25 protein-coding genes are annotated in these 22,012 nt (G+C 64.2%); 19 read left to right on the forward strand and 6 right to left on the reverse strand.

Going from position 1 to position 22,012, the window contains the following annotated elements; all coding sequences use genetic code 11:
* Nucleotides 1-657 precede the first annotated feature (657 nt).
* From IVA74_RS21790 to IVA74_RS21805, 4 genes are all read left to right on the forward strand, one after another.
* Nucleotides 658-1,212 carry a TetR/AcrR family transcriptional regulator gene (locus IVA74_RS21790; RefSeq protein WP_247347941.1) on the forward strand — a complete coding sequence of 185 codons (555 nt, stop codon included), beginning with the start codon at nt 658-660 and terminating at the stop codon, nt 1,210-1,212.
* A gap of 52 nt (nt 1,213-1,264) precedes the next feature.
* Complete coding sequence (locus IVA74_RS21795; protein WP_247347943.1) at nt 1,265-2,458, forward strand: MFS transporter; 1,194 nt, start codon at nt 1,265-1,267, stop codon at nt 2,456-2,458.
* A 151-nt stretch (nt 2,459-2,609) separates the two neighbouring features.
* Complete coding sequence (locus IVA74_RS21800; protein ID WP_346730966.1) at nt 2,610-3,029, forward strand: DUF4118 domain-containing protein; 420 nt, start codon at nt 2,610-2,612, stop codon at nt 3,027-3,029.
* Nucleotides 3,030-3,167: 138 nt separating this feature from the next.
* A complete protein-coding gene (locus IVA74_RS21805; RefSeq protein WP_247347946.1) occupies nt 3,168-3,377 on the forward strand; it encodes a hypothetical protein in 210 nt (69 codons plus the stop codon).
* A gap of 248 nt (nt 3,378-3,625) precedes the next feature.
* Here IVA74_RS21805 and IVA74_RS21810 read toward each other — a convergent pair whose 3' ends face one another.
* On the reverse strand, nt 3,626-4,597 hold the full coding sequence (locus IVA74_RS21810; protein WP_247347948.1) for a LysR family transcriptional regulator: 972 nt from the start codon (nt 4,595-4,597) through the stop codon (nt 3,626-3,628).
* Between the two features lie 119 nt (nt 4,598-4,716).
* Between IVA74_RS21810 and IVA74_RS21815 the strand changes: the two genes are divergently transcribed.
* The 12 genes from IVA74_RS21815 (at nt 4,717) to IVA74_RS21870 (ending at nt 18,255) form a co-directional block, all read left to right on the forward strand.
* Nucleotides 4,717-5,754: a class 1 fructose-bisphosphatase gene (locus tag IVA74_RS21815; protein ID WP_247347950.1), complete on the forward strand. Its 1,038-nt coding sequence runs from the start codon at nt 4,717-4,719 to the stop codon at nt 5,752-5,754.
* A gap of 12 nt (nt 5,755-5,766) precedes the next feature.
* Nucleotides 5,767-6,642: a phosphoribulokinase gene (locus IVA74_RS21820; RefSeq protein ID WP_247347952.1), complete on the forward strand. Its 876-nt coding sequence runs from the start codon at nt 5,767-5,769 to the stop codon at nt 6,640-6,642.
* 16 nt (nt 6,643-6,658) lie between these two features.
* Nucleotides 6,659-8,680: a transketolase gene (gene tkt, locus IVA74_RS21825; protein WP_247347953.1), complete on the forward strand. Its 2,022-nt coding sequence runs from the start codon at nt 6,659-6,661 to the stop codon at nt 8,678-8,680.
* Nucleotides 8,681-8,694: 14 nt separating this feature from the next.
* On the forward strand, nt 8,695-9,780 hold the full coding sequence (gene fba, locus IVA74_RS21830; protein ID WP_247347955.1) for a class II fructose-bisphosphate aldolase: 1,086 nt from the start codon (nt 8,695-8,697) through the stop codon (nt 9,778-9,780).
* A gap of 31 nt (nt 9,781-9,811) precedes the next feature.
* Nucleotides 9,812-11,272, forward strand: coding sequence for a form I ribulose bisphosphate carboxylase large subunit (locus tag IVA74_RS21835; RefSeq protein ID WP_247347957.1), 1,461 nt, complete (start codon nt 9,812-9,814; stop codon nt 11,270-11,272).
* Nucleotides 11,273-11,283: 11 nt separating this feature from the next.
* Nucleotides 11,284-11,691 (forward strand): ribulose bisphosphate carboxylase small subunit, encoded by a 408-nt coding sequence (locus tag IVA74_RS21840; RefSeq protein ID WP_247347959.1) that lies wholly within the window; start codon nt 11,284-11,286, stop codon nt 11,689-11,691.
* 101 nt (nt 11,692-11,792) lie between these two features.
* On the forward strand, nt 11,793-12,728 hold the full coding sequence (gene cbbX / locus IVA74_RS21845) for a CbbX protein (RefSeq protein WP_247347961.1): 936 nt from the start codon (nt 11,793-11,795) through the stop codon (nt 12,726-12,728).
* On the forward strand, nt 12,725-13,462 hold the full coding sequence (rpe, locus tag IVA74_RS21850) for a ribulose-phosphate 3-epimerase (RefSeq protein ID WP_247347963.1): 738 nt from the start codon (nt 12,725-12,727) through the stop codon (nt 13,460-13,462). The genes cbbX and rpe overlap by 4 nt, the downstream gene beginning before the upstream one ends.
* A gap of 262 nt (nt 13,463-13,724) precedes the next feature.
* On the forward strand, nt 13,725-15,572 hold the full coding sequence (locus IVA74_RS21855) for an EAL domain-containing protein (RefSeq protein ID WP_247347965.1): 1,848 nt from the start codon (nt 13,725-13,727) through the stop codon (nt 15,570-15,572).
* Between the two features lie 182 nt (nt 15,573-15,754).
* A complete protein-coding gene (locus IVA74_RS21860; RefSeq protein ID WP_247347966.1) occupies nt 15,755-15,967 on the forward strand; it encodes a hypothetical protein in 213 nt (70 codons plus the stop codon).
* Nucleotides 15,968-16,084: 117 nt separating this feature from the next.
* The gene (locus tag IVA74_RS21865; RefSeq protein ID WP_247347968.1) at nt 16,085-17,620 is read left to right on the forward strand and encodes a Do family serine endopeptidase; all 1,536 of its coding nucleotides are present in this window, start codon (nt 16,085-16,087) and stop codon (nt 17,618-17,620) included.
* Between the two features lie 272 nt (nt 17,621-17,892).
* Entirely contained in the window at nt 17,893-18,255 is a 363-nt protein-coding gene (locus IVA74_RS21870; RefSeq protein ID WP_247347969.1) for a hypothetical protein, read from the forward strand.
* 15 nt (nt 18,256-18,270) lie between these two features.
* Here IVA74_RS21870 and IVA74_RS21875 read toward each other — a convergent pair whose 3' ends face one another.
* On the reverse strand, nt 18,271-18,576 hold the full coding sequence (locus IVA74_RS21875) for a DUF6496 domain-containing protein (RefSeq protein WP_247347970.1): 306 nt from the start codon (nt 18,574-18,576) through the stop codon (nt 18,271-18,273).
* Nucleotides 18,577-18,663: 87 nt separating this feature from the next.
* A complete protein-coding gene (locus tag IVA74_RS21880; protein ID WP_247327823.1) occupies nt 18,664-18,858 on the reverse strand; it encodes a DUF3072 domain-containing protein in 195 nt (64 codons plus the stop codon).
* Between the two features lie 116 nt (nt 18,859-18,974).
* Between IVA74_RS21880 and IVA74_RS21885 the strand changes: the two genes are divergently transcribed.
* Nucleotides 18,975-19,196 (forward strand): hypothetical protein, encoded by a 222-nt coding sequence (locus IVA74_RS21885; protein WP_247347971.1) that lies wholly within the window; start codon nt 18,975-18,977, stop codon nt 19,194-19,196.
* An 18-nt stretch (nt 19,197-19,214) separates the two neighbouring features.
* Nucleotides 19,215-19,421, forward strand: coding sequence for a hypothetical protein (locus tag IVA74_RS21890; RefSeq protein ID WP_247347972.1), 207 nt, complete (start codon nt 19,215-19,217; stop codon nt 19,419-19,421).
* A 134-nt stretch (nt 19,422-19,555) separates the two neighbouring features.
* On the opposite strand, the gene IVA74_RS21895 is transcribed toward IVA74_RS21890, so the two are convergent.
* The gene (locus tag IVA74_RS21895) at nt 19,556-19,801 is read right to left on the reverse strand and encodes a hypothetical protein (protein WP_247347973.1); all 246 of its coding nucleotides are present in this window, start codon (nt 19,799-19,801) and stop codon (nt 19,556-19,558) included.
* A 93-nt stretch (nt 19,802-19,894) separates the two neighbouring features.
* Nucleotides 19,895-20,152 (reverse strand): hypothetical protein, encoded by a 258-nt coding sequence (locus IVA74_RS21900; RefSeq protein ID WP_247347974.1) that lies wholly within the window; start codon nt 20,150-20,152, stop codon nt 19,895-19,897.
* Between the two features lie 141 nt (nt 20,153-20,293).
* Between IVA74_RS21900 and IVA74_RS21905 the strand changes: the two genes are divergently transcribed.
* A complete protein-coding gene (locus IVA74_RS21905) occupies nt 20,294-20,515 on the forward strand; it encodes a hypothetical protein (RefSeq protein ID WP_247347975.1) in 222 nt (73 codons plus the stop codon).
* Here the strand turns inward: IVA74_RS21905 and IVA74_RS21910 are convergent.
* Nucleotides 20,512-22,002, reverse strand: coding sequence for an HWE histidine kinase domain-containing protein (locus tag IVA74_RS21910; RefSeq protein WP_247347976.1), 1,491 nt, complete (start codon nt 22,000-22,002; stop codon nt 20,512-20,514). The two genes, IVA74_RS21905 and IVA74_RS21910, sit on opposite strands and share 4 nt — an antisense overlap.
* Nucleotides 22,003-22,012: the final 10 nt, after the last annotated feature.

The raw sequence follows: 22,012 nt of genomic DNA on the forward strand, positions 1-22,012 counted from the left end.
AGCCGTAAAGCCACTGCGCAGGGAAGGCCGAGTGATTGGCTACACCTGTATGCTGCTGTGCGGTTCTTTTGCGCTACATCTTCGCGCAGTGGACCGCGGGTGCCAGCCGGCACCCGGCCTTCCCTGCACCCTCTTGGACAAGAGGGTGAAGCGACCAAGCAAAGCTCGGGCGAAATGCGCCGCGAGGATGAGAAGGCGTGTCTGCAATCAAGATGCGAGCTGGAAGAGTGGCGCTGCCGCCTCATACTCCGTCATTGCGAGCGCAGCGAAGCAATCCAGAGTCGTTCAGCGGAGGGATTCTGGATTGCTTCGCTGCGCTCGCAATGACGATGCGGAGAGAGTGCGGCAAACTCCGCTCTCGTGCCCCGGACGCAGCGCAGCGCCCTTGCGGTGCGCTGCAGAGCCGGGGCCCACGTCGCCGCATTGTACCGTGTCGCCTTCTGGGTCCCGGCTCTGCGCAGCAACGCTGCGCGTTGCAGCGCGTCCGGGACACGGGAGCGAGCGGCGCAGTTGCTCCCCGTCACAAGCCAACCTACCCCCATCACAACCAAGTGTCTTTATTCGGGAACAATCATTCCCTATTATCCCGCAATGCAAAAAGGAGTCCGCAAATCCGAACCCGTTGCTCGCCCGCCCGGCCGTCCCCGGGAGTTCGACATGGACACTGCGCTTGACCGCGCTGTGCGCGTGTTTTGCGAGCGCGGTTATCATGCGACCTCGATCGGCGATCTCACCGCGGCGATGCGGCTGGCGACGGGGAGCGTCTACAAGGCGTTTCGCGACAAGCATGCGGTGTTTCTCGCCGCCTTCGAGCGCTACGCGGCGCTGCGTCAGGAGCAGACGCGCAGCGCCGCGGCGCAAGGCGCCAATGGCCGCGAGCGGCTGCGCAACATGTTGCTCTCGTATGTGGAGCATTCCCAGGGCAGCGAGGGGCGGCGCGGCTGCCTCGTGGTCGGCAGCGCGGTCGAATTGTCGGCGGTCGACCCGGTGGTCGCCGCCCTCGTCAGCGCGCGGCTCGAGACCAACGAAAACTTCATCGCCGGCCTCATTCGCGAGGGGCAGGCCGACGGCTCGATTCCCCGCCATGTCGCCGCCGACGACACCGCGCGGCTGATGATCTGCATCACGCAGGGCCTGCGCGTCGTCGGCAAGGCGCGCCTTTCGCTCGACGGCAAGCGCCTCGTCGCCGTCGCGATGAAACTGCTCGCCTGAATTTTTTGTCATATTGGGAAACGAACGTTTCCTATATCTGGAGACCGCCTGAATGACGATGAATGCCACGATCGAGATCGCGCCCGCGCCGGATGCGGTGTCGCAACGCCTGACCTTCGTGCTTGCCGCGGCCTGTGGCATGGTCGCCGCCAATATCTATTACGCCCAGCCGCTGATCGCCCCGATCAGCGCCGCGCTCGGCCTGTCGCATGAAGCGGCGGGGCTGATCGTCACCATGACGCAGATCGGCTACGGCGTGGGGCTTCTCTTCATCGTGCCGCTCGGCGATCTCGTCGAGAACCGCACCCTGATCTGCTCCGTCATCACGCTCGGCGCCGCAGCGCTGCTCGCCGCGGGGTTCGCGTCCCACGCGCTACCGTTCCTGATCGCCGCATTGTTCATCGGGCTCGGCTCGGTCGCGGTGCAGATCATCATTCCCTATGCGGCGCATCTGGCGCCGGAAGCCATCCGCGGCCGCGTCGTCGGCAACGTCTCGACCGGCCTGATGCTGGGCATCATGCTGGCGCGCCCGGTGTCGAGCTTCGTCACGGCAGTGCTGTCGTGGCACGCGGTGTTCTTCCTGTCCGCCGCGCTGATGATCGTGCTCGCAGCCGTGCTCTGGATGACGCTGCCGAAGCGCAAACCGGTCGCGCGCATGCACTATGGCGAATTGCTGCTGTCGATGCCGCATCTGGTGCGGACCACGCCGCTGCTGCGGCGCCGCGCGCTCTACCAGGCCAGCCTGTTCGGTGCCTTCAGCCTGTTCTGGACCGTGACGCCGCTGCTGCTCGCAAACGAGTTCGGCTTCACCCAGCGTGGCATTGCGCTGTTCGCGCTCGCCGGTGTCGCCGGCGTGTTCGCGGCCCCGATCGCGGGACGGCTTGCCGATCGCGGCCATAGCCGCGTCGCAACCCTGGTGGCGATGCTGCTGGTTGCCGTGGGCTTCCTGATCACGCAGATCGGCGCGGCCGGTTCGACGCTCAATCTGGCCTGCCTTGTCGTCGCCGCCATCGCGATCGATTTCGGCGTGCAGGGCAACGTCGTGCTCGGCTTCCGCGCCATCTTCGTGCTGGGGCATGAGCATCGCAGCCGCCTCAACGGCCTCTATATGGCAACGTTCTTCAGCGCGGCTGCCGCAGGCTCGGCACTTGGCGCCTGGGCCTTTGCGCAAGGCGGCTGGACGCTGGCATCGGCCATTGGCCTCGCGCTTCCCGTCGCGGGCCTGGCCTATGCGGCCACCGAGTAGCCGCCGGCGTGGCCATAAATGGTGCGATGCGGGCCGTTTACCAAAGCCGCCTGCAAGCAACCTGGATGGCAATTTCCACCTCGCGGTTTCCCTGCCGCTGTAGTACTTTGGTCGCAAGCGGGCCTGGTTAACGGGCGGCAGGGGGAGGCTGATGAGGAGTGCGGGGCTGTTTGGCGTACCGCGAGTACGGCCATGGTCGTGGCAGGCGTTTCTGCTTGGATTCGTCGTTGTCGCAATGTCGGCTGCGCTCCAGGGCATCTGTGTCGCGCTCGGCGCAAAACTCTATTTCGCGGCGTTCCTGCCCAGCCTGTTCGTGCTCGGCATTGTCGCCGGCGCGCCGGCGGCGGGATTCGCCGCGCTGCTCACCGTTCCGGTGGTGTGGTGGGCGTTCATGCCGCCCTTCTTCAAGTTCAATTCGCTGACCGGCGCGCATGCCGATTCCATCAATCTGTTCTGCCTGCTCGCAGTGCTGGTGATCGGCCTTGCCGACCTCTGCCGCGAGACGATGGCGATCATCAGCCGCGGCGGGTTGAAGCCGCGGGGCGAGAGCGCGGCAACGAATTCGCAATAGGTCGGCATTGCACGGCCGCGGGCGTTGCGCGCGCGCAACAGTCCGGAAACCATTCGGACGCTTGCCGCGCGGCGCTAACTTTTCGAAAAAGATTTGGCGGCAATTTCTCCCCCGGGAATGACGACGGAGTTTTCGGACATGAACGGCCAAATAACCGGTCACGCCATCTTGGAGAACGTGCGCCGCTACCGCGGGATCGCATCGCTCTATCGCCAGACCGCTGCATTCCGCCCGGGCCAGAGCTGGTCGCTGCTCGAGCAGGCGAGGGATTGGGAAGCGCGGGCGCTGACGGAGCTGGAAACCTATTTCGCCGCGCGGATGGACTACGCTACGCAGCTCGCGGCCTGATCGTTAACGTCCTGGAAGTTCCGGCGCTGACGTCTGTTGGCGCGCCGACAGGACTGGTGGCGACAGGACTCGTGGCGATTACGGAGTTATCTCGATGCCGGCATATGCTAGCAACGTCCGCACAGAGATATTCCGGGGCAAGCGATGACCACCTTCAACCGCATCTTCACGACCGAGCGCCTGCTCCAGATCATCATCATTCTGGCCGCGACGGACGCAATGAAGCTGATGGGCTGAATTTCGGCGGGCTATCGCGCGCCGAGTTCGGGCACGTCGGGCAGATAGTTCGACCCCTCCGAGCCCAGAAAATCGAACATCGCCTGCGCCGGCGGCAACAGCACCTTGTCGCTGCGGCGGATCACGTACCATTGCCGCACGATCGGCAGGCCCGCGACGTCGAGCACGATGAGCCGGCCCTCGGTGAGCTCGTGCGCCACGGTGTGCGCCGAGATGAAGGCGATGCCGAGCCCGGCGATGACGGCCTGCTTGATGGTCTCGTTGCTGCTCATCTCCATGCCGATGACCGGCTCGAGATCCGACCTCTGGAACATGCCTTCCATCAGCGTCCGCGTGCCCGAGCCGGGCTCGCGGGTGAGGAAGGTCTCGTGCACGAGGTCCGTCAGGTTGAGGCCGGAATCCTTCTCCAGCCAGTGTCCCTTGCGCGCGACGATGATATGCGGATTGCGCCCGAGCTGACGCACGTCGACGCTGACGTCGGCCGGTGGCCGACCCATCACCGCGAAGTCGAGGTCGTAGCCGTGCATGGCCTCGCGGATCTCCTCGCGGTTGCCGACGGTGAGCTTGATCTCGATCTTCGGATACCGCTTCGAGAACGCCGCGATCGCATGCGGCACGAAATATTTGGCGGTCGAGACAGCGCCCAGATGGACGGTGCCGCCGGTTCGCCCCGCAAGCAGGTCGAGCGCGCCCTGGCAGTCGGCGATCGCGGCGTCGACGCGCTCGGCGAGCGTCAGCACCTCCATGCCCGCCTCCGTCAGCAGCATGCCTTCGCCGGTCCGCTGCACCAGCGGCAGGCCGGCGAGATCCTGAAGCTGGCGCAGCTGCTGGGTCACCGCCGGCTGGGTCAGTCCGAGCTGGCTCGAGGCTGCCGTCACGCTGCCCTTGGCAGAGAGCGCCGCAAGCGAGCGGAGCTGCCGGATCGTCAGATGCCGGAGCTGCGCTGCCGAATGGGCATTATAAGATAATTCTTTGGCGCTCATTATGAATAGAAATTTTCCTTATTAAGCCGCCCCTGTCAATCTCCTCATTGTTGGGACTGACTGCACCAACCTCCAGCGGGGAGGGACTGGATGCGGCACCAGCAAAGGGATGGACGCAGATGACAGGGCAACTCAGGCTGGACGACCACCTTCAACGGTACTCCGAGACCGCACCCCATGCGCTGGCCGTGGCGGCCGCAGTCGATGCCATTGCCGCGGCCGCGATCGAGATCGCCGATCTCATCGCGACCGGAGACCTTGCAGACGCCTCGGGCCTGACCACCGGCCGCAACAGCGACGGTGATGTCCAGCGCGATCTCGACGTCCAGGCCGACGCGATCCTGCGCCGCTGCCTCGGCAAGCTGCCGATCGCGGCACTGGCGTCGGAAGAGATGCGCGAACCGCAGATCGGCGATCGCGAGGCCAAGATCTGCGTCGCGATCGATCCGCTCGACGGCTCCTCCAATATCGACGTCAACATGACCGTCGGCACGATCTTCTCGATCCTGCCCGCGCCCGACGATCTCGCGCTCGCCTTCCATCAGCGCGGTTCGGCGCAGCTTGCGGCGGGGTTCGTCACCTACGGTCCGCAGACCTCGCTGGTGCTGACACTCGGCGACGGCGTCGAGATCTTCACGCTCGACCGCAAGTCCGGTTGCTTCCGTCTCGCGCGCAGCGCCGTGCAGATTTCCGAGACGTGCGAGGAGTTCGCGATCAACGCCTCGAACCGCCGGCATTGGGAACAGCCGGTGCGCGCCTTCGTCGACGAATGCCTCGCCGGTGTGGAAGGGCCGGCCAACCACAATTTCAACATGCGCTGGATCGGTTCGCTGGTCGCCGAGGCCTACCGTATCCTCACCCGCGGCGGCGTGTTCCTCTATCCCTCCGATGCACGGCCCGGCTATGGCGACGGCCGCCTGCGCCTCGTCTACGAGGCGCACCCGATGGCTTACATCATCGAGCAGGCCGGCGGCTCTGCTTCGACCGGGCGCGAGCGCATCCTCGAGCTCTCAGCACAGAGCCTGCACCAGCGCGTGCCGCTGATCATGGGCTCGAGCAACGAGGTGCAGCGCGTCGAGGAACTGCATTGCGATCCGTTGCTGGTCGCCAGCGTCTCCGCACCGCTGTTCGCGCGGCGCGGCTTCTTCCGACTGTGAGCGAGGCATCCCATGTCCAGGAAGCATCCGATCATCTCCATCACCGGCTCCTCCGGCGCCGGCACAACCTCGGTCAAGAAGACCTTCGAACAGATATTCTTCCGCGATAAGGTCAACGCCGCCTACATCGAAGGCGACGCCTTCCATCGCTACGATCGCGCGGAGATGCGCACGCAGATGGCGAAGGAGGCCGATCGCGGCAACAGGCATTTCAGCCATTTCAGTCCCGAGACCAATCTGTTCGAGGAGCTGGAGCGGGCGTTCCGCGACTATGGCGAGACCGGCACGGCGACGACGCGGCACTATGTCCACGACGCCGAGGAATCCGCGCTGCATGGCGCCGCACCAGGCACCTTCACCGAATGGAAACGGCTGCCGGAGAGCTCCGATCTGCTGTTCTACGAGGGCCTGCATGGCGCCGTCGTCACCGACAAGGTCAATGTCGCGCGTTATGCCGACCTCAAGATCGGTGTCGTGCCCGTCATCAATCTCGAATGGATCCAGAAGCTGCACCGCGACCGTAGTGCGCGAGGCTATTCGACCGAGGCCGTCACCGACACCGTTCTGCGGCGGATGCCTGACTACATCCACTATATCTGCCCGCAATTTTCCGAGACCGACATCAACTTCCAGCGCGTGCCGACGGTGGACACCTCCAATCCGTTCATCGCGCGCTGGATCCCGACGCCGGACGAATCGATGGTCGTGATCCGCTTCAAGAACCCGCGCGGCATCGACTTCCCCTATCTGCTCTCGATGCTGCCGCAAAGCTGGATGTCTCGCGCCAATTCGATCGTGTGCCCCGGCGCGAAGCTCGACCTCGCGATGCAGCTGATCCTGACGCCGCTGATCATGCAGCTCATCGAGCGCAAGCGAAACCTGAAGTGAACAAGGGGAGTATCCGATGAACATCTCCGTCCACGCCGAAGCCGACCTCTCGGCGGTCGCGCACAACGATCTCGCCAACGCGGTTCGCTTCCTTGCGGTCGACGCCATCGAGACCTCGCAGTCCGGCCATCCCGGCCTGCCCATGGGCATGGCCGATGTCGCGACCGTGCTGTTCTCGCGATTCCTGAAATTCGACTCGGCTCACCCCAATTGGCCGGACCGCGATCGCTTCGTGCTGTCGGCGGGCCATGGCTCGATGCTGCTCTATGCACTGCTCCATCTCACCGGCGGCAATGTCAGCCTCGACGACATCAAGGCGTTCCGGCAATGGGGCTCCAAGACGCCGGGCCATCCCGAATATGGCCACACGCCGGGGGTCGAGACGACGACTGGTCCGCTGGGCCAGGGGATTGCGACCGCGGTCGGCATGGCACTCGCCGAGCGAATGGGCAATGCGCGGCACGGCGAAGGCCTTGTCGATCATTTCACTTATGTGATCGTCGGCGACGGCTGTCTGATGGAAGGCATTAGCCAGGAGGCGATCTCGCTCGCGGGCCATCTCCAGCTTGCGCGCCTGATCGTGCTGTTCGACGACAACGGCATATCCATTGACGGCCCGACCTCGCTCGCGACCTCCGACGACCAGCTCGCGCGCTTCGCCGCCTCCGGCTGGTCGGTGCGCCGTGTTGAGGGGCACGATCCCGAAGCAGTTGCGCAGGCGATTGCGGAGGAGCGTGAGAGCGCAAAGCCTTCGCTGATCGCCTGCCGCACCATCATCGGCTATGGCGCGCCGGATCGTCAGGGCACTGAGAAGGCGCATGGCGCTCCGCTCGGTGCTGAACAGACGGCGGCAGCACGGCGAACGCTCGGCTGGGACTATCAACCGTTCGTGGTGCCTGTCACGATCATGAAAGCATGGCGGATGATCGGGCAGCGCGGGCAGGTCGAGCGTCTTGCCTGGCTCGATCGCTATGAACGCGCGACGCCCGAGCAGCGCGACCTGTTTGTCGAGGGCAAGGCGGTTGCCCTGCCGAACGCCTATGCCCAGGCCTTGGCGAAATTACGCGAACGCTTTGCCACCGAGCGTCCCAAGCTCGCGACGCGGCAGGCTTCGCAACAAGTGCTTGACGGCATCGCCGGGACGATCCCCGGGCTGGTCGGCGGCTCCGCAGACCTGACGCATTCGAACCTGACGCATGCCAAGGCGCAGGCTCCGGTGAAGCGCGATGCGTTCGCCGGCGATTACATCCATTACGGCATTCGCGAGCATGCCATGGCGGCCGCAATGAACGGCCTCGCGCTGCACGGCGGCTTCATTCCCTATGGCGGCACCTTCCTCGCCTTCTCCGACTACAGCCGTCCGGCGATCCGCCTTGCGGCCTTGATGCGGATCCGCGTCATTCATGTGATGACCCACGACTCCATCGGCCTGGGTGAGGACGGCCCCACGCACCAACCGGTCGAGCATCTCACAGCGCTCCGCGTCATTCCGAACTTGCTCGTGTTCCGACCGGCCGACGCGGTGGAGACGCTGGAAGCGTGGGATTGCGCGCTCGGATCCGAAAATCGCCCCTCTGTGCTGTGCCTGTCGCGTCAGGCGCTGCCGACCTTCCGCAGCGATGTCCGCGGTAGAAACCGCGTCGCACGGGGCGCCTATCTCATCGTTTCGCCCGACGGCGGCCGCGACGTGACGCTCATCGCAACAGGGTCGGAAGTGTCCATCGCGCTGGAAGCGGCTCGCCTGCTGGCCACCGAGCACGTCCGCGCGGCCGTGGTCTCCGCTCCCTGCTTCGCGTTGTTCGAGGAGCAGCCGGAGGACTACCGCGCTGCCGTGCTCGGCACTGTGCCACGGGTGGGCATCGAGGCGGCAGTCGCCGGCGATTGGCATCGATGGATCGGCACTGACGGCGAATTCGTCGGCATGCGCGGCTTCGGTGCTTCGGCGCCGGCCCCGGTGCTCTACCGCGAGTTCGGCATCACGCCGCAAAGCGTTGCGGAAGCGGCCCGGCGGGCGATTGCCCGTGCCGGCAAGCAATAACAGGAGGAATTGTCGTGGCCCGTATCACCCTTCGTCAGCTGCTCGATCACGCCGCCAGTCACGGCTACGCGGTACCGGCGTTCAACATCAACAACATGGAGCAGGGCATCGCGATCATGCAGGCGGCGGCCGAGGTCGATGCGCCCGTCATCATCCAGGCTTCGCGCGGCGCGCGCAGCTATGCCGGCGACATCATGCTCTCGCACATGATCGACGCGCTGGAGCGAACCTATCCAGACATCCCGCTCTGCATGCACCAGGACCATGGCAACGACGAGGCGACCTGTGCATCCGCGATCGCCCATGGTTTCACCTCGGTGATGATGGACGGCTCGCTCGAGGCCGACGCCAAGACCGCGGCCGATTACGACTACAACGTCGCGATCACTCGCCGCGTCGTCGATCTCGCCCATTGGGTCGGTGCCTCCGTCGAAGGCGAGCTCGGCGTGCTCGGCTCGCTCGAGCAAGGCGGTGGCGAGCAGGAGGATGGTCACGGCGTCGAGGGCAAAGTCAGCCACGACCAGCTGTTGACCGATCCCGACCAGGCGGTCGACTTCGTCCGCGCCACCAAGGTCGATGCGCTCGCGATCGCGATGGGCACCTCGCACGGCGCCTACAAATTCAGCCGCAAGCCGGACCGCGACATCCTGGCGATGCGGGTGGTCGAGGAGATTCATCGCCGGCTGCCGAACACGCATCTCGTGATGCACGGCTCTTCCTCGGTGCCGCAGCCGCTCCAGGACATGTTCAACGAGTTCGGCGGCGAGATGCCGCAGACCTGGGGCGTGCCGGTCGAGGAGATCGTCCGCGGCATCAAGAGCGGCGTGCGCAAGGTCAATATCGACACCGACTGCCGGTTGGCGATGACCGCGGTGTTCCGCAAAGTCGCCGCGCAAACACGATCCGAGTTCGATCCACGCAAATTCCTCAAGCCCGCGATGGGCGCGATGCGCGAGCTCTGCCGCGAGCGCTTCGAGCAGTTCGGCACCGCGGGACACGCGAGCCAGATCAAGGTCATTCCCTTGAGCGAGATGGCGCGGCGCTACCGCGCCGGCGAACTCGATCCGAGTGTCGACGCCCGCGAGCCCGTCGCGGCCTAATCATTCAAAGAGAGAAGAGCAGGAGAGAGCCATGAATGCACACGCAGGAACCGTCCGCGGCAAGGAAAGATATCGCTCTGGCGTGATGGAATACAAGCGCATGGGCTATTGGGAGCCCGACTATGTGCCGAAGGACACCGATGTCATCGCGCTGTTCCGCGTCACGCCGCAGGAGGGCGTCGACCCGATCGAGGCTTCGGCCGCAGTCGCCGGTGAATCCTCGACCGCGACCTGGACAGTGGTGTGGACCGATCGCCTGACCGCCGCCGAAAAGTATCGCGCAAAATGTTACCGCGTCGATCCGGTGCCGGGCACGCCGGGCTCGTATTTCGCCTACATCGCCTATGACCTCGACCTGTTCGAGCCGGGCTCGATCGCCAACCTCTCGGCCTCGATCATCGGCAATGTGTTCGGCTTCAAGCCGCTGAAGGCGTTGCGGCTGGAGGACATGCGTTTCCCGGTCGCTTATGTGAAGACGTTCCAGGGACCGGCCACCGGCATCGTGGTCGAGCGCGAGCGGCTCGACAAGTTCGGCAGGCCGCTGCTAGGCGCCACGGTGAAGCCGAAGCTCGGGCTTTCCGGTCGCAATTACGGCCGCGTCGTCTATGAGGCGCTGAAGGGCGGGCTCGACTTCACCAAGGATGACGAGAACATCAACTCGCAGCCCTTCATGCACTGGCGCGACCGTTTCCTCTACTGCATGGAAGCGGTGAACCGGGCGCAGGCGGCCTCCGGTGAGGCGAAGGGCACCTATCTGAACATCACGGCGGGAACGATGGAGGACATGTACGAGCGCGCCGAGTTCGCGAAGGAGCTCGGGTCGTGCATCGTCATGATCGATCTCGTGATCGGCTACACCGCGATCCAGTCCATGGCGAAATGGGCGCGGCGCAATGACATGATCCTGCATCTGCACCGCGCCGGTCACTCGACCTATACGCGGCAGAAGAGCCACGGCGTGTCGTTCCGCGTCATCGCCAAGTGGATGCGCCTTGCCGGCGTCGACCACATCCATGCCGGCACCGTGGTCGGCAAGCTCGAAGGCGATCCCAACACCACACGTGGCTATTACGATGTCTGCCGCGAAGACTTCAACCCGACCAAGCTCGAACATGGCCTGTTCTTCGACCAGTCCTGGGCGAGCCTGAACAAGATGATGCCGGTCGCTTCCGGCGGCATCCATGCCGGCCAGATGCACCAGCTGCTCGATCTCCTCGGCGAGGATGTCGTGCTGCAATTCGGCGGCGGTACCATCGGCCATCCCATGGGCATCGCGGCCGGCGCAATCGCCAACCGCGTGGCGCTGGAAGCGATGATCCTCGCCCGCAACGAGGGTCGCGACTACGTCCATGAAGGTCCGGAGATCCTGGCCAGGGCGGCCGAGACTTGCACGCCGCTGAAAGCTGCGCTCGAGGTCTGGAAGGACGTCTCCTTCAATTATCAATCCACCGACACGCCGGACTTCGTGCCGACCGCGCTCGAAACCGTTTGAGGAGATTTGACATGAAGTTGACCCAAGGCTGCTTCTCGTTCCTGCCCGATCTGACCGACGACCAGATCACCAAGCAGGTGCAATATTGCCTGACCAAAGGCTGGGCGGTGAACATCGAGTTCACCGACGATCCGCATCCCCGCAACACCTATTGGGAGATGTGGGGTCTGCCCATGTTCGATCTCCAGGACGCCGCCGGCGTGATGATGGAGCTCGCCGAATGCCGCAGAGTGTATGGCGACCGTTACATCCGCCTCAGCGGCTTCGACTCCAGCCATGGCTGGGAATCGGTGCGGATCTCGTTCCTCGTCAACCGCCCGCCGCAGGAGGCCGAGTTCGACCTGGTGCGGCAGGAGGTGGGCGGACGCGCGATCCGCTACACCACCGTGCGCCGGCAGCCCGCGCGCGCGTCAACCTAAGTCGTCTCCTCCGCGCGGAGCACTCCCTGCTCCGTTTCCTTGGCGGACCACTGCTTCGCCGCTCCTCCCCCCGCGGCGAAGCTCTTTTCTTCGAGGTGCCGATGCTGGATGTTCCCCACGTAACGACCGCCGAGCCCGGCGAGACCAATTTCGATCTCCGCAAGGAGGCCGTAGCAGCCGGCATCACCGGCACGCTGCAACAGCTCGAGCAGGAGCTGATCGGATTGAAACCGGTGAAGAACCGGGTGCGCCAGATCGCGTCGCTCTTGCTGATCGAACGCATCCGGCAGCGCGCGGGACTGGCTTCGTCGCCGACGACACTGCACATGTCGTTCACCGGCAATCCCGGCACCGGCAAGACGACCGTCGCGCTGCGCATGGCCAAGATCCTCCATGGTCTCGGTTTCGTGCGGCGCGGGCAGGTGATCTCGGTGACGCGCGACGATCTCGTTGGCCAGTATATCGGCCACACTGCGCCGAAGACCAAGGAGATCCTGAAGAAGGCGATGGGCGGCGTGCTGTTCATCGACGAGGCCTATTATCTGCATCGCCCCGACAACGAACGCGACTACGGCCAGGAGGCGATCGAGATTCTGCTCCAGGTGATGGAGAACCAGCGCGAGGACCTCGTCGTCATCCTTGCCGGCTATGGCGAGCGCATGACGAGCTTCTTTGCCTCCAATCCCGGCTTCCGCTCGCGCATTGCGCACCACATCGATTTCCCGGACTATGCGCAGGAAGAGCTTCTCGTCATTGCCGAGTTGATGCTGAGGGAGCGCGGCTATCGCCTCTCGGCGGCGGCGCGTGAAGCTTTCGAGAAGTACATCGCGCTGCGCCGGACCCAGCCGTTCTTCTCCAATGCGCGCTCGATCCGCAACGCCGTCGACCGCATCCGCCTGCGGCAGGCGGATCGCCTGGTGTCCGATCTCGACCGCATGCTCGATATCGCCGACCTCGAAACGATCGATCCCATGGACGTCCTGGCGAGCCGCGTTTTCAGCGGCGGTGCGGACGCGCAGAGGAGTGCGAAGCCATGACGAAAGAAATCCTCATCGCGCCTTCGATCCTGGCCGCGGATTTCGCGCGCCTCGGCGAGGAGATCGCTGCGATCGACGCGGCGGGCGCCGACTGGATTCATTGCGACGTCATGGACGGGCATTTCGTCCCGAACATCAGTTACGGCGCCGACGTCATCAAGGCGATCCGGCCGCTGACGGCGAAGATTTTTGACGTTCATCTGATGATCGCGCCGGCCGATCCCTATCTCAAAGCGTTCGCGAAGGCCGGTGCGGATGTCATCACGGTGCATGCCGAAGCCGGCGTCCATCTCGACCGCTCGCTCCAGGCCATCCGCGCGCTCGGCAAGAAGGCTGGCGTCAGCCTCTGTCCGGCGACGCCGGAAGCCGTGATCGAATACGTGATCGATCGTGTCGATCTCGTGCTGGTGATGACTGTCAATCCGGGCTTTGGCGGCCAGTCCTTCCTCGAGTCCCAGTTCGAGAAGATCAGGCGCATTCGAAGCTTGATCGGCGACCGTCCAATCCGGCTCGAAGTTGACGGCGGCATCACGCGCGACAATGCCGCTGCCGTGACCGCTGCGGGCGCCGATACGCTTGTGGCGGGTTCCGCTGTGTTTCGCGGCAAGAGCAGCGCGGACTATGCCGCGAACATCGCGGCCATTCGCGGCGCGGCGGAGGCCGGCAGAGTTCCGAAGTTGCAGGATGTCTCCGGAAGGCCGGCGCGTCTCGGCGAGACCGCGCTCATCCGGTAAATACGGTATACAGGCGGGGGCCGATCCGGCGCCGGACTGGTTGTGCCAAGGCGTGCCACTTTCCTCCGGAGAAATACGGAGGATGACGCACAAAATGATCAGCTCGTTTCAGGCCGGGGTAACCAACGCATTGAGACGAAAGTTCGATTAACGCCCGTGCAATGCTATGCGTCGCAATCTGCGGTTGGAAACGCTGAGAGAGCGCGGGATGCGGATCGAATATCTGCGGGCATGAGGCCTGCACGCGGCGGGGAGCGATGGCATGAGCATGCATCGCTTGTTCGCCGAGCAGCTCCGCTGCGCCACCGACACGACTGGACGGTTCGATCTTGCCAAGCTGGGCGAGCTCGTCAGCGCTGCCTATGAGGCGAGCGACCGCGAACGCCAGCGAATGACTGACGCGCGAGCACACACGCATGACGAGGTCGAGCAGGATTTGTTGCGGACCCAGAAGTTCCTCGACACCATCGTCGAGAATATCCCGATCGCCGTGTTTGCGAAGTGCGCCAGGGATTCGCGCTATATCCTGCTCAACCGCGCTGGCGAGGACTATTACGGCGAACAGATGTTGGGCCGGACACCTGAGGAGATTTTTCCGGCCGACGTCGCCCGAATGGTCAACGAGCAGGATCGTCGCGTCGTCGCCAGCGGCATGCCGATGTTCCTCGAGGAGCATCTGCTCGAAGTCGGCGTCAAGGGCCACGATCGCGTCGTCAATTCGCGCAAGATGCTGATCACGGACGGCGCCGGCGACCCGCAATATCTGGTTGGCGTCATCGAGGACGTCACCGAGCGCATCACCACTCAAGAACGGATCAGCCACCTCGCGCGCCACGATGCCTTGACCGATCTGCCGAACCGCAGCGCGTTCAATGCGGCGCTGAGCGAGCGGCTGGAACGGGCGCAGGAGGCGTCGACCAGTTTTGCGGTGCTCAGCCTCGATCTCGACCGCTTCAAGGAAGTCAACGACGTGTTCGGCCATCCCGTCGGCGACATGTTGATGCGCGCGGCGGCCGAGCGTCTTGCAGCGGAAGCCGGTGGCGCCTTCGTCGCCCGCATTGGCGGCGACGAATTCATAATCCTGGTGCCGGACGATGTCTGCCGCGAAGAGGTGCTGACGCTCGGCGAGCGCCTCGTCGAGGCGATCGGTAACGAGCTCGAGGTCGACGACTATCTCTCCCATGTCGGCTTAAGCGTCGGCATCGCGCTCTACCCGGATGACGGCGTGGATGCGGCCACGCTGCTCGCAAATGCCGATTCCGCGCTCTATCGCGCCAAGCGCGAGGGCAGGGGTACGGTCCGCTTCTTCGAGTCCGAGATGGACCGGGAGCTGCGCGACCGCAGGTTGCTGTTGCACGACCTGCGGCAGGCGGTGGAGCAGAACCAGCTCTTCGTCTATTTCCAACCGCAGGCGCGGATCAACGGCGAGGTCATCGGCTTCGAGGCGCTGCTGCGCTGGAACCACCCAACGCGGGGCTTTGTGCCGCCCGACCAGTTCATTCCACTTGCCGAGGAGAATGGTCTGATCATCCAGATCGGCGAGTGGGTCTTGCGCGAAGCGTGCCGCGAGGCGGCGTCGTGGCCGCGGCCGTTGCAGGTGGCGGTCAATCTGTCGCCGGTCCAGTTCCAGGCCGGCGACCTCGAAGGCTCGATCCATCAGATCCTGCTTGAGACCGGGCTCTCGCCGATGCGGCTCGAGGTCGAGATCACCGAGGGGGTGCTGATCGGCGATTTCACCCGCGCGCTCAATCTGCTGCGGCGGTTGAAGGCGCTCGGCATCCGCATCGCGATGGACGATTTCGGCACCGGCTACTCCTCACTGTCCTATCTCCAGTCATTCCCGTTCGACAAGATCAAGATCGATCGCAGCTTCATCTCCAATCTCGAGGCGAGCCCGCAATCGGCCGAGATCGTCCGCGCGGTTGTGAGCCTCGCGCACGCCCTGCATATCCCGGTCGTCGCCGAGGGGGTGGAAACGGAAGCGCAGCGCGCCTTCCTGGCGCGCGAGGCCTGCGAGGAGATGCAGGGCTATCTCATCGGCCGGCCCGAATTGATCGAGCGCTATCTCGACGTCGTCGGCGTGACCGTGGAGCGGCGCCTCTACGCCTAGCCGTTGGCCTGCGACAGGATTTCGAGCGTCAAGTCCGCGCTGATTGGAACTTTCGCTCGAATACGCATTTCCTAGACGCAACCGAGCCGGGCGCGCTGCGGGCGCAGCAAATGTTTTGCACGACCGCCATCGCCCTGACGCAAATAAGGGCCATAACCCCTGTGAACGCGAGGGAGGCTCTCATGGAGAACGTACGTCGTTACCGCGCGCTGGCGTCCCTCTGTCGTCAGCAGGCCGCCTACCGGCCGCTCCAGAACTGGGAACTGCTCGGCCAGGCCGAACATCTTGAATATCTCGCCGAAGTTGAGCTCAAAGCACATTACGATGCGTGCAATGCGCAACATGACGAGGACGCTGTCGCGACCACGGCGTGGGAGAGGCCTGCCGCGGCCTGACATTTCGTCCCGCCTCCGTGTCTTCTTTGCCAAGATTTAATCGCGTGGACGGGACGCCGTAAGGTGGCGACCGCCATGTTGGGTGCAAGGCGACTTACCCAACATGGACATTTCGACATGAACGATCGCGTCAATTCCGACACCACCACGTCCCGCAAGATCCTGAGGCCGCGCCGGCTCGCGCTGCTCGGTACCGTGGCCGCGCTTGGCCTGGCCGTGCTGGCGACTGCTCCCGGCTCTTCGCCGTTCAGCGCGACCTCCTTCATTGCGCCCGCCCAGGCCGCGGAGTCCGCCACGACACCGCTGGGCTTCGGCGATCTCGTCAGCAAGGTCAAATCCGCCGTCATTTCGGTGCGGGTCAAAATCGACCAAGACAGCGAGAAGAGCGCGATGCTGCAACAGAACCGGATGGATTCGGACGAGGCGACGCCGTTCGACCAATTCTCACGGCAATTCGGCTTCGGTGGTCCGGGTGGCATGAACGGCATGCCGCGCCAGCGCCACCAGACTATCACGGGTGAGGGCTCCGGCTTCTTCATCTCCGCCGACGGCTATGCCGTGACCAACAACCACGTCGTCGACCACGCCGAGTCGGTGCAGGTGACGATGGACGACGGCCAGACCTATACCGCGAAGGTGGTCGGCACCGATCCGAAGACCGATCTCGCGCTGATCAAGGTCGAGGGCAAGAAGGATTTTCCGTTCGTCAAATTCTCCGACCAGAAGCCGCGCATCGGCGACTGGGTGGTCGCGGTCGGCAATCCCTTCGGCCTTGGCGGCACCGTGACCGCCGGCATCGTCTCGGCTAGCGGCCGCGATATCGGCAACGGTCCCTACGATGACTTTATCCAGATCGACGCACCGATCAACAAGGGCAATTCCGGCGGTCCGGCGTTCGACATGAACGGCAACGTGATTGGCGTGAACACCGCGATCTTCTCGCCCTCCGGCGGCTCGGTCGGCATCGGCTTCGACATTCCGGCTTCGACCGCAAAGCTCGTCGTCGCACAGTTGAAGGACAAGGGCGCGGTGACACGCGGCTGGCTCGGCGTGCAGGTGCAGCCGGTGACATCGGATATCGCCGACAGCCTCGGCCTCAAGGAGGCGCGCGGCGCGATCGTGGACAATCCGCAGGACGCTAGCCCGGCAGCGAAGGCGGGCATCGAGGCGGGCGACGTCATCACCGCCGTCAACGGCACCGCGATCAAGGACTCCCGCGATCTCGCCCGCACTATCGCTACGCTTGCACCGGGCACGTCCGTGAAGCTCGATGTCGTCCACAAGGGCGACAGCAAGACGGTGACGCTGGCGCTCGGCGAATTGCCGAACGAGCGGCAGGCTAAGGCCGACGAGGGCAAGGCGCAGCCGGATGCCGGCACGCCGCGTCTCGGGCTCAGCCTGGCTCCGGCCGGCGACGTCCAGGGCGCCGGCCAGAAGGGCGTCGTCGTCACTGAAGTCGATCCGCAAGGGCCGGCCGCGCAGCGCGGCATTCAGACCGGCGACGTCATCCTCAACGTCGGCGGCAAGGCCGTCGCCAATATCGGTGATGTCCGTTCGGAACTGGCGCAGGCGAAATCGTCCGGCAAGCGCAGCGTGCTGCTGCAGATCAGAAACGCGCAGGCGACCCGATTCGTCGCGGTGCCGCTCGCATAAGTCGAACGTCGATCCGCGCAAATCCAAAAAGGCGGCCCACGGGCCGCCTTTCCTGTTTGCCTTCAGGATTCCGGATGGCCGCCGATAACATTCTCGTTAACGGCAGAGAGGATGACCCGGTTCGTCCGAAAAAGCCGTGTTCGCTCATCACAATTGCGGATCTCGTATGGAGTCGGCGGCAATGAAGCCGCCGGGACGTTTGCAAGCGTGGAACTTCGAACTTGCCGCCGCTGAGCTAGCTGGCCGGCAGTTCGCATTTGATCGGTGCCGACATGGATCGATTGAAGCTCTCGCTGAGGACTGCGCTGCTCGTGGCGCCATTCGTGCTGTGGGGTGGAAACGCTCTCGGGCGCGACGACGGCCGCTACGCGGACTCACCCCTCAAGCCGTGGTTCGACGGCCTGCGCAGCCATCTCGGTCCGTGCTGCTCGGATGCGGATGGATTTGCGGTCGCCGATCCCGACTGGGACTCGCACAACGGGCATTATCGGGTGCGGCTCGACGGGGAGTGGATCGAGGTCCCGGACGAAGCCGTGATCACCGAGCCGAACCGGGCCGGCCGAACCATGGTGTGGCCGGTGAAGACCGCGTTTGGCGTTTCGATCCGCTGCTTCATGCCGGGCAGCATGACCTGACAGAGTTCAGCGCGACTATCTGGAGGATTTGCGCTTCGATGTTTTCTTCGAAGTTTTCCTGGACGTTTTCTTCGAAGTCTTCTTCGTCTTCTTGGAGGTCTTCTTCTTGGAGGTCTTTTTCGCGGCCTTCTTCGGGACCTTCTTGCCCTTCTTGCGCGCCTTCGACAGGCCGATCGCGATTGCCTGCTTGCGGCTCTTCACGCGTCCGCCTCGACCGCCAGGTCCGCTCTTCGCGCTGCCCTTCTTGTAGCGTTTCATCTCGCTTTCGACATCGCTGCCGGAGCTGCGCGAGTAGCGGCGCTTCTTTGCCTTGCGTGCCATGCATGTTCTCCCTTGGCCGGGGAGAACCATCCGCGACAGGCATGGTTCCGAAAGCGGGCACGCAACGTCCTGGATTGAGCGGACAGCCTAGAACGAATTCGCCAGCTCGATCTCCGCTTCCAGCACCTGGATGCGCCGTGCTGCCTCACTGGAGGACAGGTCCCGCGCATATTGCGCGGGTTGATAGGCCTCTTCGCTGAGCCGTTTCAGCCTGAGGCCCTGTGTCCGGGTCATCTGCTCTGTGAGGAAAGCCCTGGCATCGTATTTACCCTGAACCTGCATGTCGCTTCTCCGGACCTGAAATCGTGACTTGACTATATGTTCTTATTTTGTTCTAACAAGTCATGGACAACAGAATTAATGAAGTTCGACGTAAAATCAGTGCGTTGAGGCTGGAAATGGCCGATGTCGAGGCGTCCGTGCGCGAGCTCGTCTACCGCGATCGCGACTGCACGGAGAAGGCCCTGGCGCAAATGGATCTGCGCTGGAAAATCAATCTTCTGATCGGCGAATGGAAGGCTGCAGGTGGCGGCGATGTCCTGCCGGATGTCCGCGACAGGATGCGCCTTCGTTCCGCGAAGAAAGCCGGCAATCCCGTGCGTGCTATCGCGCGCCATTGAAAGTTTTGGGAGTGTGCCGTGGAAGAAGACCCGGCGACGTACCGGATCTTGAGACTGCGCGCCGAGATTCTCGAACTGGGCTCGGCCATCCGGCAGCTGCAACGCGAGGGGCTCGACGACGCCGCGGCCCAGCTCCTGATCGTGCGCAAGAGCGGACAGCTCGATCATCTCGTGAAATCAGATCGTGCGGGCTGTCATCCCGACCTCACCGGCGGCCGTCGTTGAAGCGTACGCGCGCAGGGCGACATGCGGGCTTGTCGATGCCGGAGGTTGGCGAAGCGGCCTGAGAAGGGTTCAGCCGAACCCGCAAAGCAAAAAGGCCCCGCGATGGCGGGGCCTCCTTGAATTTCGCCGAGCAGCTACTTGGTGTTGCTCATGCCACCCTTGTTGTGCGTCATGGTGCCGCCTTGGTCGGAGCCGGGGCCGGAGCCGCCCTGACCGGAGGGATCGGCGCCCTTGGAGGATTTGGTGTTGGCGCCCGTGGTCTGCGACGACGACATGGAGGATCCATGTTTCGCCTTGTGCGACTTTGCCTGCACGGCGAACGGCGCGGCGGCGAGGCCGGTTGCCAACATCACGGCGAGGGCGAGCTTGGTTGTCTTCATGGGGGAACTCCCTGAGTTGAATTGACGCAGGCAGCCAACCGCGCTCGGTCACAGGAGTTCCGAACACAGGAGCTCCGCTGCATCACGCACACTTCAAGATTCCTTGTCCTCTGCGAGGATGAAGACCACGCCGGTGAGTGTCGCGCCGATCGCGAATGTCGTCGCCAATGTGAGGGCGAAAGCGACAGCGGCCTGGCTTCCGCCGTGGCTGAGCAGGTTGGCGACGGCTGGATTGGTCAGAACGAGCACGAGGCTGAAAGCGAGGCCGAGGGCTGCGCCCATCATCGCATGCGTCATCAGCTTGACGAGGCCGCTGGGAGAGATCAGGTCCGACGACTTTTTCGTGCGCATGGAACTCTATCCCGATCTCGCATCCAACGCCTGCGACGCTCGCCGGTTCCATCCGGATGAACGAATTGTCATTGCCCGCTTCATCCGACGTTCATGCCGGCTTTGCGAGGATGAACACGTCACACCACGGGAACATTCGATATGGGTAAGGTGGTCTTTCTTTACCGCTCGCTGGCCTATCGCAACGCCGCCGCGGACATCCTGGGCAAAGCGCGCAAGCTGCCCCGCGGCGCGGAGCGAAGTGCTGCTCGCCGCTATGCAAAAGCGCTGCGCGAGCTCGCCCGAACGGAAGCCTGGCTCGAAGGACGCGTCGCGCGCGAACCGCGTCCGGCGCAGCGCATGACGAATGCGTCCTCCGGCTAGCCGGATGCGCGCTGCAATTCGGCGGAGCTGGCGTCTTCGAATTTGCCTGGTGTGGTTGTCGCGGCAGTCTTGCGAATCAACGGCACCTCCAGGCGGCACAGCAGGCCCTCGGCGCGCCAATCGAAATGCGCTTGTCCACCGAGCTGGGACTCGACGCTCGCAAGCAGGCTCCGCGTGCCGAAGCCGCGGGACTTCGGGGGCCTGACAAGCGGGCCGCCGGTCTCCTCCCAGGTCAGCGTGAGCAACTCGTCCTCGGCCTGCCAGCCGATCGCGAGCCGTCCCGACCGCGTCGAGAGCGCGCCATACTTTGCCGAGTTGGTGAAAAGCTCATGCAGCGCCAGTGCCAGCGTCTGGGCGGTCGCCGGCAGCAACTGAACTTCGGGGCCTGCCAATTTGATCTGGCCGCCGAGGGAATAGGGCGCAAGCTCCTCGTCGATCAGCTTCGAGAGTTCGGCGCCCTGCCAACTCGACAGCGACAGGATCGTATGCACGCGCGCCAGTGCATTGATGCGCCCCTCGACGGCGTTGACATAGGCCTTGACCTCGTCCGCGCGGGTGAGGCGCACGATCGATTGCGCCAGTGCCAGCGCGTTCTTGGCGCGATGATCGACTTCCCGCGCCAGGAGGTTCTGCCGCTCCTCGGCGCGCTTGCGTTCAGTGATGTCCACCGTCACGCCGCTGACGCGCAGAACCCGACCGCTGTCGTCGGCCGTGGCGGCGGCCGTGCCGACACACCAGCGCACATCGCCGTCAGGCCGCACGATGCGGAACTCCGTTTCATAGGCGCGCGTGCCCTTGTTGAATTCGCCGATCGCCTTGCGCAACTGATCGACCTCATCGGGATGCAACAGCGCCTGAACGTTGGCCGGGTTCACCTCGAAGCTCTCCGGGCCAACGCCAAAGATGCGATACTGCCCCTCGTCCCAGATCCAGTCGCCGGTAATCCAGTCCCAGTCCCAGGAGCCCATTTTGCCGGCGGCGATCGCCATGCTACGCCGCTCTTCGCTCTCGCGCAGCTTTGCGGTGGAATTCTCAAGCTCGGCGGTACGTGCACGTACGCGGTCCTCGAGATCCTGATTCAGCCGTTCGAGCTCGCGCGTCTTGCGGTAGAGTTCGGCAAACACCTTGACCTTGGCGCGCAGCACCTCCGGCACGACAGGCACCGGGACGTAGTCGGCCGCGCCCATCTCGTAGCCGCGCAGGCGGTCGATGTCGCTGACTTGAATGGCCGAGATGAAGATCATCGCGGTCTTCTGGAAGCGCGGATGCTCGCGGATCATCGCGGCAAGTTCGAAGCCGTCGAGTTCGGGCATGCAGACGTCGACCAGGATCACCGCGATCTCGGTCTTGAGCAGCACCTCCAGAGCCTCGCGACCCGACGAGGCAATCACGAGATTCTCGCCCAGATCCTTCAGGATCACCTCATAGGCGAGCAGCTTGGCCGGCTGATCGTCGACGAGGAGGATGTTGACCTTTTGGTGGTCCATACGGGCATCC

Origin of the sequence: Bradyrhizobium sp. 132 (assembly GCF_023074185.1) — a bacterium.
In the GTDB taxonomy this organism is placed as follows: domain Bacteria; phylum Pseudomonadota; class Alphaproteobacteria; order Rhizobiales; family Xanthobacteraceae; genus Bradyrhizobium.

What these genes read in the sequence shown, in the direction of transcription:
- IVA74_RS21870 (WP_247347969.1), top strand. Translation starts at nt 17,893, where the DNA reads ATGGATCGATTGAAGCTCTCGCTGAGGACTGCGCTGCTCGTGGCGCCA.
- IVA74_RS21885 (WP_247347971.1), top strand. Translation starts at nt 18,975, where the DNA reads ATGGCCGATGTCGAGGCGTCCGTGCGCGAGCTCGTCTACCGCGATCGC.
- IVA74_RS21840 (WP_247347959.1), top strand. Translation starts at nt 11,284, where the DNA reads ATGAAGTTGACCCAAGGCTGCTTCTCGTTCCTGCCCGATCTGACCGAC.
- IVA74_RS21875 (WP_247347970.1), bottom strand. Translation starts at nt 18,576, where the DNA reads ATGGCACGCAAGGCAAAGAAGCGCCGCTACTCGCGCAGCTCCGGCAGC.
- IVA74_RS21820 (WP_247347952.1), top strand. Translation starts at nt 5,767, where the DNA reads ATGTCCAGGAAGCATCCGATCATCTCCATCACCGGCTCCTCCGGCGCC.
- IVA74_RS21810 (WP_247347948.1), bottom strand. Translation starts at nt 4,597, where the DNA reads ATGAGCGCCAAAGAATTATCTTATAATGCCCATTCGGCAGCGCAGCTC.
- IVA74_RS21910 (WP_247347976.1), bottom strand. Translation starts at nt 22,002, where the DNA reads ATGGACCACCAAAAGGTCAACATCCTCCTCGTCGACGATCAGCCGGCC.
- IVA74_RS21880 (WP_247327823.1), bottom strand. Translation starts at nt 18,858, where the DNA reads ATGCAGGTTCAGGGTAAATACGATGCCAGGGCTTTCCTCACAGAGCAG.
- IVA74_RS21835 (WP_247347957.1), top strand. Translation starts at nt 9,812, where the DNA reads ATGAATGCACACGCAGGAACCGTCCGCGGCAAGGAAAGATATCGCTCT.
- cbbX (WP_247347961.1), top strand. Translation starts at nt 11,793, where the DNA reads ATGCTGGATGTTCCCCACGTAACGACCGCCGAGCCCGGCGAGACCAAT.
- IVA74_RS21800 (WP_346730966.1), top strand. Translation starts at nt 2,610, where the DNA reads ATGAGGAGTGCGGGGCTGTTTGGCGTACCGCGAGTACGGCCATGGTCG.
- IVA74_RS21805 (WP_247347946.1), top strand. Translation starts at nt 3,168, where the DNA reads ATGAACGGCCAAATAACCGGTCACGCCATCTTGGAGAACGTGCGCCGC.
- IVA74_RS21795 (WP_247347943.1), top strand. Translation starts at nt 1,265, where the DNA reads ATGACGATGAATGCCACGATCGAGATCGCGCCCGCGCCGGATGCGGTG.
- IVA74_RS21895 (WP_247347973.1), bottom strand. Translation starts at nt 19,801, where the DNA reads ATGAAGACAACCAAGCTCGCCCTCGCCGTGATGTTGGCAACCGGCCTC.
- IVA74_RS21855 (WP_247347965.1), top strand. Translation starts at nt 13,725, where the DNA reads ATGAGCATGCATCGCTTGTTCGCCGAGCAGCTCCGCTGCGCCACCGAC.
- IVA74_RS21860 (WP_247347966.1), top strand. Translation starts at nt 15,755, where the DNA reads ATGGAGAACGTACGTCGTTACCGCGCGCTGGCGTCCCTCTGTCGTCAG.
- tkt (WP_247347953.1), top strand. Translation starts at nt 6,659, where the DNA reads ATGAACATCTCCGTCCACGCCGAAGCCGACCTCTCGGCGGTCGCGCAC.
- IVA74_RS21815 (WP_247347950.1), top strand. Translation starts at nt 4,717, where the DNA reads ATGACAGGGCAACTCAGGCTGGACGACCACCTTCAACGGTACTCCGAG.
- IVA74_RS21905 (WP_247347975.1), top strand. Translation starts at nt 20,294, where the DNA reads ATGGGTAAGGTGGTCTTTCTTTACCGCTCGCTGGCCTATCGCAACGCC.
- rpe (WP_247347963.1), top strand. Translation starts at nt 12,725, where the DNA reads ATGACGAAAGAAATCCTCATCGCGCCTTCGATCCTGGCCGCGGATTTC.
- IVA74_RS21790 (WP_247347941.1), top strand. Translation starts at nt 658, where the DNA reads ATGGACACTGCGCTTGACCGCGCTGTGCGCGTGTTTTGCGAGCGCGGT.
- IVA74_RS21900 (WP_247347974.1), bottom strand. Translation starts at nt 20,152, where the DNA reads ATGCGCACGAAAAAGTCGTCGGACCTGATCTCTCCCAGCGGCCTCGTC.
- IVA74_RS21865 (WP_247347968.1), top strand. Translation starts at nt 16,085, where the DNA reads ATGAACGATCGCGTCAATTCCGACACCACCACGTCCCGCAAGATCCTG.